Here is a 13,249-nt window from a genome sequence, read left to right as displayed (position 1 = left end):
ATTTCTCGTTAGCGTAATAATCATCATTTCTCTACCCTTGTTTCACCAGGTTTTCCGCCGTGCGGAAAGCCAAGGCAAGAATCGTCAACACCGGGTTAACGCCGCCATTGGTCACATGCACAGAGCCGTCGCTCACCCAGAGATTATCGTATCCATGTACGCGGCCTAAGGGATCCGTAACGGATGTCGCAGGGTCATTTCCCATACGCAGGGTACCCGCCTGATGCTGACCGGCGCTAAGCCCGCCGCCCGGCCGAGTCCGCCATACCTCGTGTGCTCCCGCGGCCCAAAGCCACTTCTCCGCCTGCTCTGCCATCATGGCTGAAGCCCGAAGAGACTCGGGATGGACACTTCCGGAGAGTTGCGCTGCGGGCATGCCAAAGCGGTCTTTTACCGTCCTCGATAGCCGCACTCTGGATTCGGCGCTCGGGATCTCCTGGATCGGCCCCTGAATTTGGCTGGTGCGCAAGTAACTCACGCGCATCGTTTCCTTGCCCGCGCTTCCCCATCGCGCCGCATCCGGCGCAAGCGCTCGGTACCAGTGAATGAGCGGCAGCCGGGTGAACTCGTTAGCAAGCAGCCCTCCCCCGATAATTCCGCCTTCGTTACTATGGTCAAAGCGGAAGGTGGCAATACTAACCCCCGGACCTAGACCATCTTGAACCGGTTCATCGAAGAGGCCGTAAGCACCGGAATAGACATGGCCTTGAAGGTTTCTTCCTACTTGTCCGTTCCGATTGCCTATTCCGTCCGGTTCCGAATCACTTGCCGAGTTGAGAAGGAGGCGTGCGCTTTCGATGGCTCCGGCGGCAACCACAACGTGCCCGGCCCGTACTTGCCTGCGCTGAATTGAGCCTTCCAATTGCTGCACAAGACGTATGCCTGTGGCATGCCTTCCTCCCTCGGCATCAATGCGTTCCACCGTAGTATCGCAGATCAGATCACAGTTACCGGTAGCAATCGCCCTCACTAACATCGTATTGTGCCCGCCATTCTTACTGTTGGTTGGGCAGGCAAATCCGACACACTGGCCGCACCGCCCACAAGCCGGCCGACCGTCCCGGTCGATGGAGTTGATGAGGAGAGGCACCGGCCCCGCTTCCCATCCGAGTTTCTCTGCCGCCCGAGCCAGTCGCTCTGCTTCCAGCGTAAGCGGCAGCGCTGGCATTGGATAAGAGCGCTGCCGCTTCCCGCGTCCAGAGTGGGCATTCCCATCACCGGAGACGCCGACTTCCCACTCGGCCCGCGCGTAATAAGGTTCGAGCTCCTCATAGCGAATCGGCCAATCGCTTAGCGAACTCCCGTCTGGTATCCCATAGCGACTCGCCATACGGAAGTCATCCGGATGAAACCGCCATGCCTGCGCCCCATAGATCCGTGTTCCTCCCCCCACCGTCATTGCGTTATTATGATAGTCGCCTTCAAAAGGCGATGTGATCCGCTCATCTCCGCCCGGCAATAGAATCGTACGAGGATTACCTTCCAATCCTGGTCCCGTATTATGTCCATACTTGCTAAACCGATGGTTACGCAAATGATCGCTGCCTACCTGACTGTATCGAAGCCAGCTTCCGCGCTCTACGACGAGAACCTGAAGCCCAGATTCGGCTAATACAGCCGCCGCTACCGAGCCTCCAGCCCCAGCACCTACGATGATGACATCATAATGGTCTCGAAGTTGATCGAAGTTTTTTTGCGGTAAATCGGTTTCCGGGGCCGGGGCATGGCTTCCGGATACAGGGCCTGGCCGAAATCCGATCATGTCCCATGACCTGCCTTTACTATTCCCTCCCGCCTCAGGGCTTCCATAGTAACCTTCGATGACCAGACACAATAAAGTGTCAAAGAAGCGTTTTGACGATACGGGCCAGTCCCGAAAGGAATCCTGCTCGACGTCGTTAAGCAGTCTATCTTTCTCATGAGCCGACAATTCCGAAAATGGTTGGTCATGAAGAGCAAATGCTTCTGTATCCAATGAGCGAAGTCCAGGTTCTATCACATCTGTCCAGGTAGCGGCATCTTGAGCGGCACTGCGTTTCAGATATTCCAGAACTCCACCATCGGTCGCCGATGGCCATGCATCCTCCGGAATCATTCGATCAGCAACCGCTTTCAAAAGCAATGAAACCTCGTTCGTAAAATACTTCTGATCTCCTAGCCTCATCTACCTTCCACGACCCAATGACATTCGGCAGCAGCATATTGACTCATCTTCATGAACGCCCTCCTTTATTTGTCCAAACGGTAGCTTTATATCCATATTATACTTTTCACCGAGTTGTTCAAGTACTTTCCATACCTTGTTCATCCAAAAAATAAACGGGTGCCTTCGTCGTACATGTGAAGAAACCCGTTTGTTTGGAATCCCTCTTAACATTTGCAAATCATCAACATGTTCCCATCCGGATCTTTAAAATTAAACCAGTGGCCATTTTCAATAGCTGTAATGAGTTCAACTCCGCGTTCTTTCATAAAATAGTAAGCCTTATCTATATCGTCAGTGTTAAAATGAAAGGCAGGATTTCTAAAGTATGAATCCTCATTGTAAATCTTGCTATCTAAAACAAGATTTAATCCGTTGTTATCCAACGGAATGCAGCAGAGATGGCCTGCGATAATATCAAACGCAGGTTCCAAACCAAGAATGGAGCAATACCATTCCCGTGCTTTTCTAATGTCGCTTACCGGGATAAAAATAGCTCCTACTTTACTCGAAATTTCACTCATACTGTTCACTCCTATACTTTATTATCTCGGTGATCTCGGATGGTCACTTCACTCCATCCCTCGGTCCAAACTCCCCGTTAAAGGATGTCACCAAACCAATAATACTATATTTAGGGAATTATGCGCCGTAAAATTTTATAAGATATAGGTCAGCAAAGCCATCTCACGCGTATAAAGTGAGAAGTCGATCTTATTCATAGATCTCCTTAAGTCTTTCAGTGTACCCTCAAAAAACCTTTATGCCCTCCGAATAGTTGTAGGTGTCGCACAAACTACATACTCATGGAGGTAATAAAATGAAAAAATCCGTAATTTTAGCTGGTGCAATATCACTTAGCCTAATGGCATCCACTGCTTTTGCCGCACCTGGAAATCAAAGCAAAAACGAAGCAGCTATCAAAGTAGAAGCAGAAGGTACTACTGTCAGCGGCTCCGTCTATGGCGACGGAAATAACGCTGGCTCTAAAGGTCTTCAAAATGCGTATGAGAACGTTAAAGACAAACCCGCAGGCGTTCGGATTGCCGAGCTGCTTAAAACAAAATATAACATTGACGTGAATGCTGACACTAGTTTAGCTGCTCTGGTTACGACATTGGAGAAGGATGGAGAACTAAAAGCCGCAGCAGAAGTACAAGCCGAGGTTGTCTTGCAGGATCCTGCCAATATTGAAGGATATAAGAAACTTAGCAAGATTAAAGTGAAGCTTGGCGACAAAAAAGTGAAGGTTTATGTAAATGGCAAAACACTAGGTACTGAAGTATCTCCCGTTGTTGAGAGCGGACGCACGCTTATTCCGTTCCGCGCGATCTCCGAATCGCTGGATGCCGTAGTTACTTATGATAATGTTTCGAAAACGGTGACCGTTACGCGTGATGGTGTAGTGGTCAAACTGACGCTGGGCAGTAAAATCGCTACGATTAATGGAAAAACCGTTACGCTTGACGTTGCCGGTAAGGTTAAAAGCAACAGAGTTTTAGTACCGCTGCGTTTTCTTAGCGAAGCACTGAACACCAATGTAACATGGGACACAGAAACCTCCAGCGCAATTATCATCGATAAAAACACGGAAGCATGATTATCTAAGCATGTTAACTGATCTTAAAAAAACAGCCCTCCATATTCTCATGAATATGGAGGGCTGTTTTTCATTTGTGTTGATCCAATGCGGCTTTTCGAATGAAAATCTCGTCAGGCTTCGTAAAATAAATAGGAGCAGCATTAGAGCTCGTTCGTACGAAAAGTATCTCCGCCTTCGATCGAGCCGAGCTCGAAGCCTTTATAAAACCATCGCTTTCTCTGCTCGGCAGTTCCATGCGTGAAGCTCTCGGGCACTACATATCCTTGACCCTTTTTTTGAATGGTGTCATCGCCGACTGCGCTCGCCGCATTCAAAGCTTCCTCAAGATCACCCGCTTCAAGCACATTCATATCCTTAGCATGATGGGCCCACACGCCAGCCAGATAGTCAGCCTGTAACTCCATGCGGACAGAATCTTCATTGGACATTTGCCGACCCGGCGCAGCCTTCCCTGTTCCCAACAGGGTCTGCACGTGATGCCCCACTTCATGCGCGATCACATACGCCATTGCAAAGTCCCCGGGAGCCTGAAACTTTTGCCGGAGCTCATCATAGAAGCTTAGGTCAATGTATAGCTTATGGTCACCCGGACAATAGAACGGCCCCACCGACGAACCGGCAGCTCCGCAGGCCGACTGGACGCTGTCCGTGTACAATACCAGTATCGGCTTTTCGTATTCCAAGCCTTCCTGCTCGAATAGCTCTGTCCATACTTCCTCCGTATCTGCGAGGACAACGGATACGAATTGCGAGAGCTCCTTCTCCTGCTGCGTTTCCTCATATGGAACGACGCTAGAGCCTGTATCCATATTTAGAAGCTCTCCTGGATTTCCGCCTAGCAGTGTCACTATAAGTAAAATGATTATTCCGCCAATTCCGCCTCCGACGAGTGTTTTGCCTCCTCTTCCCCGTCGGTCCTCCACGTTCGCGCTTCCTCTTCTTCCCTTCCACTGCATAGCGATTCACCCCTTAGCCATGAGATTCGTAGATTGCACACAATTACTCATGTCTAAGTTATTTACCCACGATTGCTAGATTTATTCGAGCTAGATGAAATTAACAAAAACAGGGCTTGCCTCGATACGGCCAGCCGTTCCGCTAAATTTTTCTGTTATAAATTTTATGGCTTAAACCCTAGCTTTTTGGCGGTGCATGGAGAATTCGGTCGAAATTTTACATATATAGGTCTGCAAGAATCTAGTAATTGCTGGTATAATAGTAGACCTACATAGCCTAAGAATACTAAAGGAGACTTGTATGAAAAAAATTGTATACCTGATGATTTTGATCTGTGGGTTGATTAGTATTTCCGGTTATACACCAAACCGGGCGGAAGCAAGCGGTAGTTATACAGCCAAAGTATACACCGACTCATTGAATGTCCGCAGCGAGCCATCGCTTGAAGCGTCGATCGTGGGTGCTTTGAGCAATCGAGAGATCGTCACCGTTTCGGATGAAGCGCACGGCTGGCTGCGCATCAAGTCGGATCGGGTCTCTGGCTGGGCGGCAGGTTATTTTTTCAAGAAGGTCGATGGCAGTATCGTAACGGTATCGTCGACAGATCAAGTGGACACTGTGCAAACGAGTTCTGCAGCCAACCGTGCGACTGTGCTGGCGGATTCGCTGCGAATCAGGTCCGGCGCCGGATTGGACTATAAGGTTCTTGGAGGCCTAACCAAGGGCGAGACTGTTACGATAGTGGACAGCCTGGAAGGATGGGTTCAGATCCAGACTCCGGATGGGCAAACCGGCTGGGTATCAGATCGTTATATCGCGAAAGATACAATACAAACGGCAGCGGTTTCTTCGGGAAAATCGAAGGGGCTTCAAGGGAAGGTAATCGTCATTGACCCCGGTCACGGCGGAGACGATCCCGGAGCGATCGGAATGAAATATGAAACGATGGAGAAAGAACTTAATTTGAGCACTTCCTTCTACCTCGAGGATGAGCTGCGCAACCGCGGAGCGCGCGTCCTCATGACCAGAACGAAGGATGAGGAGAAGCCCAAGCTTTCCGACAGGGTGCAGATAAGCGAATCCGCCGGCGCGGACGCTTTCGTCAGCATCCATTATAATTCTTCGGAGAAAAACACGTCCGGCATACTTACCTTCTATTATTCGGAAACGAAAGACCGGTCATTGGCCCGCGCGATAGAAAACAGGCTTGCGGATGGCATCGGCTTGAAGAGCAATGGGATTTCTTTCGGCAATCTTCACGTTTTGCGGGAAAATGATACGGTATCTACACTCGTTGAGCTCGGTTTCTTGACCAACGCAAAGGATGAATCGATCATCCGCAGCTCCGACTACCAAAAGAAAGCAGCCAAAGCGATAGCGAAAGGGCTGGAGGATTACTTTAGCATGTAACTGCATACTAGGACGAAAGCAGACCGCCAGCTATGGGCGGTCTGTTTTTTTAATGAAATGAACAAAATGCACAAGAAACTAACCTGTCTTCTAGTGTGACGCAATATCCATCAAATGACTCTCGTCATCTCAATATAATTACCTTTGTCACTATCTTGGACATGTCAAAGCCATTAACATAAGAGTATCCAATTGATGAGGCGGGCGAGATAATGAACGGAAGCACTTTTTATGTGATGATTGTTTTTATAGCAGCTTTGGTTTTGTGGAGAAGAACGAGAAGCATGTACCGTCCTATACGGGGAAACGGGATTCGACTACTGGTGCCTCTGTTATTCTTGTTGCCTGGCCTGTCTTTGATTTTTAATTCTAACGTGCATGAACCAGCATGGACTTTTGGAGCTGCCTTCGGACTTGGCATTTTATTTTCCATCCCATTGATTTGGACTACCAACTATGAGGTAAGAGAAGACAACTTGATTTATGCCAAGAAAAACTGGGGATTTTTCGCAGCTTTCATTGGCATTGTGCTCCTACGGTTTGCTCTTCGTCAAGAATTATCCGACATAGATCCTCAAGGTAAAACGGCATTGTTCCTATTAGTGGCTTTTGGATATATCATTCCTTGGAGAGCTGTTTCGTTTATCAAATTTCGGCGTGTGGTCAACCAATCGTATTCTTCCCAAAATACCACCTTCTAAGCTGATTAATTTGAGCTTGATGATAGCGGTTATGGTCAGCCATATGCCATAGGCCCCAACGTTTGGTTGCTTTCTTTTCATTCTCATGTCCAAAAGTGACAACTTTATCTAGATCGGCATCCGATAAGTGCATACACGAATCCTTCAACATCATAAAGACATCTTCATATTTAGACATAAGTGTGGTCAAAGATATCCCTTTGATCATTGGGAGCCTATTATTCTCATCTATCATGGGGCCATATTGCTCTTTTAATGACTGAGGAAGCGGCCGTCCTTTTATTCTATAAACCCAATTCAAATCAACATACATAATATGTTTTATTAACTGAGCGGTACTATTAAAATTGTTATTAGGCCCCTTGTAATCTACTTCTTCTTGTGACATGCCATCCGTTATTAATTGTAGTCGTTGGCTATTCTCTTTTACGGCAGAATATAATATTCCCACAATAGGCGACATATTGGCTTCACCTTTTAAATCGCAAATCATCCTAGCTCTTCCTCCTCTTTTTTTGCTTACTAACTTCGTAAACACTTCAATAGTATACTTTTTACATATTCGTGTATCGATTGAACTCTCCTGCACGTTAGCTGAGCGCGGCTGCCGTTTCATGCAAAAGCCCCCGTCTTCAAGACGGGGGCTTTTGCATGAAACGCAAGGGTCATTTATCTAACCATGTGCGCATCATTGTTAACAAATGAGCGCTGTTGACCGGTTTTGTGATGTAATCCGAGCAGCCGGCTTCGAGGCACAGTTCCCGGTCACCCTTCATGGCTTTCGCCGTGAGCGCAAGAATGGGAAGGTTCTTGAATTTCGCCATCTGCCGGATAGCGCGGGTCGTTTCGTAACCATCCATTCCCGGCATCATGATATCCATCAGCACGATATCGATGTCCGGTGTCTGTTCCAGGAGGCTGATGGCATCCTGGCCGGTCTCCGCCGTAATGACTTTCATATGATGGCGTTCCAAAATCGAGGTGAGCGCAAAAATGTTCCGGATATCATCATCCACAACAAGCACTTTCTTATACTCGATCATTTCATCCGAATTATGCAGTTTAACCAGCTTGTCCCTTGAGGCGGACGGCAAGTTCTCTGCCTTGCGGTGCAGGAAGAGGGTCGTTTCATCGATCAATTGGACATTCGATTTCACCTCTTTGAGAACCGCCATTTTGACCAACTCATCCCACTCGCTCTCCTCCGCCGGCGTCAACTTCTTGCTCAGGTGGGCCACGACGGGAACCCGTTTGTTTTTGGCGTTCTTGAGCATATCCCGGACGAACCGGATGAGATTCAAATCCGGCATGCTGTTGTCTAATACCACACAATCAAAATCTTTTGTGTTGATCTGGTTCAAAGCTTTGCGCCCCGTGTCCACTGCCGTGATCTTGAGATCCTGATTGCTAAGCAGGTTGACGATTTGCTTGCGCTCTTGCTCGTCATGGACGGCCAACAGCAGGCTTTGAGCCTTCCTGTCCGCAAATTGGTTCAAACGATCCAACGCATTCTCGAGCTCTTCGTTCGTCACCGGTTTCCGGAAGTAATCATGAACACCTTTCTGCAGCAGGTGCACCTCGTCCTCGTCGACTGTCATGACACAAATCGGAATATGGCGCAACTGGATATCGTTCTTCAACTGCTCAAGCACCAGCCAACCATCGGTATCCCCCAGATGCAGATCCAGCGTTATAGCAATCGGCTTGTACTTATGAACGAGTTCCAGGGCATCCAAACCGCCGGCCGTAATAACAGCTTTGATCCCTTTCTTACGGAGAAGATCGAGAATAATTTCATTGAACTTCTGGTCGTCCTCCACAATCAGGAATACACGGTCTCCCGGCTTGATGTTATCCCGGTCGTCAATCAAAGCGTCAACCGCAGGTTTGGCCAGGTTGCTTCTACGTTTGGGCGGGGTAATATCAATCACCTCCGGAACATGTGACTTTTTCGGCTCCGGTTCCGTGAATTCCGCTTCGGTTGGAAGGTACAGATTAAATACGCTTCCCTTGCCCACTTCACTGTACAGGGTGATTTCTCCGCCCAGCATCTCAGCAATCTCGCGGGATATCGCAAGACCCAAGCCCGTTCCGCCATATTCCCGGTTCGTGCTGCCGTCCGCCTGCTGGAAGGCTTCAAAAATGATCTGCTGTTTTTCATGAGGGATGCCGATCCCCGTGTCGCTGACGGAGAAGCAAATGACCGTTTTGGCACGATTCAGCGATACATTTTCCGGATGCCAGCCCTCGCTCGCTTTCCGGATCAGGAGCATGATCTGTCCTTGTTCCGTGAACTTAAAGGCGTTCGAAAGCAAGTTTTTCAAAATTTGCTGAAGCCGCTTGAAGTCCGTTACGACGCCCGCCGGCACGCCGGGATTAACCTTGATTCGGTAGTCCAGCTTCTTAGCGTCCACCATGTGGCGGAAGGTACGGTCGAGCCCGTCTGTCAGTTCCGCCAAAATGACTTCGCTGTAATCTGGCGTAATGGTGCCCGATTCGATTTTGGACAGATCGAGAATATCATTAATAAGGTTAAGCAATTCGAGGCCGGAGTCTTGAATTGTCTTCGCAAACTTCACCTGTATCTCGTGAAGATTTTCATCCGGGTTCTCGGCAAGCTGTTCTGCCAGCAACAGCAAGGAGTTCAGAGGGGTACGAAGTTCGTGCGACATGTTGGCCAAAAATTCGGATTTGTACTTGGACGTGAGGGCAAGCTGTTCCGCTTTCTCCTCCAGGTACCGCTTGGCCACCTCTACCTCATGGTTCTTGCTTTCCACTTCCGCCTTCTGCAGCACGAGAAGCTTCGCTTTATCCTCGAGCTCGTCGTTCGTATTCCGCAGCTCCATCTGCTGCTTTTGGAGCTCTTCGGTGAGAGACTGCGATTGGATCAGCAGCTCCTCCGTACGTTGGTTCGCCTGCATCGTGTTAATCACGATTCCGATGGATTCCGTAAGCTGATCCAAGAATGCGATGTCGATATCACTGTATGATCGGAAGGAAGCGAGTTCCAGAATCGCGAGCACTTGATCTTCGAAAATGATCGGCAGCAAAATAATGTTGAGAGGCGTAGCTTCTCCCAAAGCGGACGATATGACGACATAGTCACCCGGCACATTGGTTAGCAGGATCCGCTGTTTCTCAATCAGGCACTGGCCGACCAGCCCTTGCCCCGCTCGGAATTCATTCGCCAGATGTTTGCGGCTTTGGTAAGCATAGCTCGCAAACAGCTTCAGCACCGGTTCGCCGTTGAACGGTTCATTGATGTAGAAGACGCCATGCTGCATGGACACGAGCGGAGCCAGCTCGGACAGGATCATGCGGCTGACCGCATACAAATCTCTTTGTCCTTGCAGCAGCCGCGAGAATTTGGCGAGGTTGGTTTTGAGCCAGTCCTGGTCCGTATTGATCCGAGTCGTTTCCTTCAGGTTCCGAATCATTTCGTTGATGTTGTCTTTCAGCGTCGCGACTTCTCCGGATGCGGATACGTCGATGGCACGTGACAGATCGCCCTTCGTCACCGCTGTTGCGACGTTGGTGATGGCGCGTACCTGAGTGGTCAGAGTACTCGCCATGTAGTTAACGTTGTCGGTGAGGTCGCGCCAAGTACCGGCTGCGCCAGGCACGTTCGCTTGTCCGCCCAGTTTTCCTTCGGCGCCTACCTCCCGCGCCACGGTGGTCACCTGGTCGGCGAAGGTGGCCAACGTCTCGATCATATTGTTGATTGTATCCGTCAGTTCGGCGATTTCGCCTTTGGCTTCCACGGTCAGTTTCTGCTTCAGGTTGCCGTTCGCAACCGCGGTCACGACCTTGGCAATCCCGCGCACCTGATCCGTCAGGTTGGTCGCCATGATGTTAACGTTGTCGGTGAGGTCCTTCCAGATCCCGCCAACGCCGCGCACTTGCGCTTGTCCGCCCAGCTTGCCGTCCGTGCCTACCTCGCGTGCTACCCGCGTAACCTCGGAGGCGAACGAATTTAGTTGATCCACCATCGTGTTGATCGTGTTCTTCAGTTCCAATAGTTCGCCTTTTACGTCTACGGTAATTTTCTTGGACAGGTCCCCGTTCGCAACCGCCGTTGTAACGCCGGCAATGTTGCGCATCTGAATGGTCAAGTTGCTGGCCATGTAGTTAACCGTATCGGTCAAATCTTTCCACGTACCGGAAACATCTTTAACCTCCGCTTGCGCGCCGAGTTTTCCATCCGTGCCGACCTCGCGCGCTACGCGCGTAACCTCGGAGGCGAAGGTCGAGAGCTGGTCCACCATGGTGTTGATCGTATTCTTTAATTCAAGGATTTCGCCTTTGACGTCGACGGTGATTTTCTTGGACAGATCGCCTTTCGCTACCGCCGTTGTAACGTCCGCGATATTCCGCACCTGGTCCGTCAGATTCCGAGCCATGTTATTAACGCTTTCGGTCAAATCTTTCCAGGTTCCGCCGACCCCTTTAACCTCCGCTTGTCCGCCCAGTTTCCCATCCGTGCCTACCTCGCGCGCCACCCGCGTAACCTCGGAGGAGAACATCGAGAGCTGGTCCACCATCGTGTTAATCGTATTTTTGAGCTCGAGGATTTCTCCTTGTACATCCGCCGTGATTTTCTTGGACAGATCGCCGTTCGCGACCGCTGTCGTCACGACGGCGATGTTGCGCACTTGGTTGGTCAAATTCGAAGCCATATAGTTAACGCTCTCGGTCAAATCGCGCCATGTACCCGCAACGCCCTTAACTTGGGCTTGTCCGCCCAGCATGCCCTCGGTGCCAACCTCTCGCGCCACCCTCGTAACCTCGGACGCGAAGGTAGAGAGCTGATCCACCATCGTGTTGATTGTGTTCTTGAGCTCAAGAATTTCACCTTTTGCATTTACGGTGATCTGCTTGGATAGATCGCCTTTCGCTACCGCCGTCGTCACCTCGGCGATATTACGCACCTGATCGGTCAGCGTACCGGCCATAAAGTTAACGCTGTCAGTTAAATCCTTCCAAGTGCCGGATACCCCTTTAACGTCCGCTTGGCCGCCAAGGATCCCTTCCGTTGAAACCTCCCGCGCCACCCGCGTAACCTCGGAGGCGAAGTTGCTGAGCTGATCCACCATGATGTTGATTGTGCTTTTCAACTGGAGGATCTCGCCTTTCGCATCAACGGTAATCGTCTTCGACAAGTCGCCTTTAGCCACGGCGGTTGTCACTTCCGCGATGTTACGCACCTGGTTGGTTAAGTTAGACGCCATGTAGTTTACGCTTTCCGTCAAATCCCGCCATGTGCCGGATACGCCTTTAACGTCCGCCTGCCCGCCGAGTATCCCTTCCGTACCGACCTCGCGCGCCATCCGGGTAACCTCGGAAGCAAAGGTCGACAATTGATCCACCATCGTGTTGATTGTGTTCTTCAATTCCAGGATTTCGCCTTGCACATCAGCGGTAATCTTCTTCGACAGGTCACCATTGGCGACCGCTGTGGTAACAACCGCGATGTTGCGTACTTGGTTGGTCAGATTAGACGCCATGTAGTTTACGCTTTCGGTTAAATCCCGCCAAGTACCGGATACGCCTTTAACGTCCGCCTGCCCGCCGAGTTTGCCCTCCGTGCCGACCTCTCGCGCCACACGGGTAACCTCGGAAGAGAACATGGAGAGCTGGTCCACCATGGTGTTGATCGTATTTTTAAGCTCGAGAATCTCTCCCCGCGCATTTACCGTGATTTGCTTCGATAGATCACCGTTTGCGACTGCCGTTGTTACCGCTGCGATATTACGCACCTGATCCGTGAGGTTTGTCGCCATGTAATTCACGCTGTCGGTCAGATCCTTCCAGGTGCCTGATACGCCTTTGACGTCTGCCTGGCCGCCCAAGATCCCTTCCGTACCGACCTCGCGCGCCACACGAGTAACCTCGGAGGCAAAGGTGCTGAGCTGATTTACCATCATGTTGATGTTGCTCGCCGTTCTCTGGAATTCACCGGTGAGCGCCCGTCCTTCGATTTCCAGTTCCACCTTTTGGGACAGATCGCCTTTGGCAACGGCGTTTATAACCCGAACCATCTCGCTCGTCGGTTGAATCAAGTCAATGACCAGACCGTTCAACGAATCGGTGACCGTGTCCCATGATCCACCCAGATTTTTCTGCACGAACCTTCTCGAAAGATTCCCTTCTTTTCCGACAACCCTGGCTACCGTCTGGACTTCATATACCAGACCTTCCTGTATATCCATGATCTCGTTAAACGTATCCGCTACCTTGCCGGCCACACCCGTGCGGTCATAGGGCAGTCTGTAGGAGAAGTTGCCTTTCTTCATCGCCATTAAGGCGTTGAGCAGTTCGCCGACGTCAATTTGATCGTCATTCTTTTCGTTGATTTGGTTTTGATCACTCATATTC

The 13,249-nt window shown here is 50.2% G+C and carries 8 protein-coding genes; 3 read left to right on the top strand and 5 right to left on the bottom strand.

Translation table 11 applies throughout. The features are described 5' to 3' along the window. Positions 1-31 precede the first annotated feature (31 nt). Positions 32-2,164, bottom strand: coding sequence for a GMC family oxidoreductase (locus MRBLPE1_RS11675; RefSeq protein ID WP_364145443.1), 2,133 nt, complete (start codon positions 2,162-2,164; stop codon positions 32-34). Positions 2,165-2,370: 206 nt separating this feature from the next. After that, positions 2,371-2,727, bottom strand: a complete 357-nt coding sequence (locus MRBLPE1_RS11670; RefSeq protein ID WP_364145442.1) for a VOC family protein — start codon at positions 2,725-2,727, stop codon at positions 2,371-2,373. 296 nt (positions 2,728-3,023) lie between these two features. Here MRBLPE1_RS11670 and MRBLPE1_RS11665 point away from each other — a divergent pair, with 296 nt between their 5' ends. Beyond that, a complete protein-coding gene (locus MRBLPE1_RS11665) occupies positions 3,024-3,803 on the top strand; it encodes a stalk domain-containing protein (RefSeq protein WP_364145440.1) in 780 nt (259 codons plus the stop codon). A 143-nt stretch (positions 3,804-3,946) separates the two neighbouring features. Here MRBLPE1_RS11665 and ypfJ read toward each other — a convergent pair whose 3' ends face one another. Continuing rightward, the gene (gene ypfJ, locus MRBLPE1_RS11660) at positions 3,947-4,762 is read right to left on the bottom strand and encodes a KPN_02809 family neutral zinc metallopeptidase (RefSeq protein WP_364145439.1); all 816 of its coding nucleotides are present in this window, start codon (positions 4,760-4,762) and stop codon (positions 3,947-3,949) included. Between the two features lie 301 nt (positions 4,763-5,063). Here ypfJ and MRBLPE1_RS11655 point away from each other — a divergent pair, with 301 nt between their 5' ends. Together MRBLPE1_RS11655 and MRBLPE1_RS11650 are read left to right on the top strand one after the other, a co-directional pair. Beyond that, positions 5,064-6,173, top strand: coding sequence for an N-acetylmuramoyl-L-alanine amidase (locus MRBLPE1_RS11655; RefSeq protein WP_364145437.1), 1,110 nt, complete (start codon positions 5,064-5,066; stop codon positions 6,171-6,173). A 212-nt stretch (positions 6,174-6,385) separates the two neighbouring features. Continuing rightward, on the top strand, positions 6,386-6,874 hold the full coding sequence (locus MRBLPE1_RS11650; RefSeq protein ID WP_364145436.1) for a CcdC family protein: 489 nt from the start codon (positions 6,386-6,388) through the stop codon (positions 6,872-6,874). Here MRBLPE1_RS11650 and MRBLPE1_RS11645 read toward each other — a convergent pair. Both MRBLPE1_RS11645 and MRBLPE1_RS11640 read right to left on the bottom strand, forming a co-directional pair. Next, complete coding sequence (locus MRBLPE1_RS11645; protein ID WP_364147237.1) at positions 6,837-7,367, bottom strand: DinB family protein; 531 nt, start codon at positions 7,365-7,367, stop codon at positions 6,837-6,839. The genes MRBLPE1_RS11650 and MRBLPE1_RS11645 overlap by 38 nt on opposite strands. A gap of 172 nt (positions 7,368-7,539) precedes the next feature. Further along, positions 7,540-13,245 (bottom strand): HAMP domain-containing protein, encoded by a 5,706-nt coding sequence (locus MRBLPE1_RS11640; RefSeq protein WP_364145434.1) that lies wholly within the window; start codon positions 13,243-13,245, stop codon positions 7,540-7,542. Positions 13,246-13,249: the final 4 nt, after the last annotated feature.

Origin of the sequence: Paenibacillus sp. LPE1-1-1.1 (assembly GCF_040676435.1) — a bacterium.
Classification (GTDB): Bacteria; Bacillota; Bacilli; order Paenibacillales; family Paenibacillaceae; genus Pristimantibacillus.
Note: the sequence above shows the minus strand (reverse complement) of the source record. Positions and strands in the feature narration are given on the sequence as shown.

Excerpts from the sequence above, each read along its gene's own strand:
- MRBLPE1_RS11675 (WP_364145443.1), bottom strand. The coding sequence starts at position 2,164 with ATGAGGCTAGGAGATCAGAAGTATTTTACGAACGAGGTTTCATTGCTT.
- MRBLPE1_RS11670 (WP_364145442.1), bottom strand. The coding sequence starts at position 2,727 with ATGAGTGAAATTTCGAGTAAAGTAGGAGCTATTTTTATCCCGGTAAGC.
- MRBLPE1_RS11665 (WP_364145440.1), top strand. The coding sequence starts at position 3,024 with ATGAAAAAATCCGTAATTTTAGCTGGTGCAATATCACTTAGCCTAATG.
- ypfJ (WP_364145439.1), bottom strand. The coding sequence starts at position 4,762 with ATGCAGTGGAAGGGAAGAAGAGGAAGCGCGAACGTGGAGGACCGACGG.
- MRBLPE1_RS11655 (WP_364145437.1), top strand. The coding sequence starts at position 5,064 with ATGAAAAAAATTGTATACCTGATGATTTTGATCTGTGGGTTGATTAGT.
- MRBLPE1_RS11650 (WP_364145436.1), top strand. The coding sequence starts at position 6,386 with ATGAACGGAAGCACTTTTTATGTGATGATTGTTTTTATAGCAGCTTTG.
- MRBLPE1_RS11645 (WP_364147237.1), bottom strand. The coding sequence starts at position 7,367 with ATGATTTGCGATTTAAAAGGTGAAGCCAATATGTCGCCTATTGTGGGA.
- MRBLPE1_RS11640 (WP_364145434.1), bottom strand. The coding sequence starts at position 13,245 with ATGAGTGATCAAAACCAAATCAACGAAAAGAATGACGATCAAATTGAC.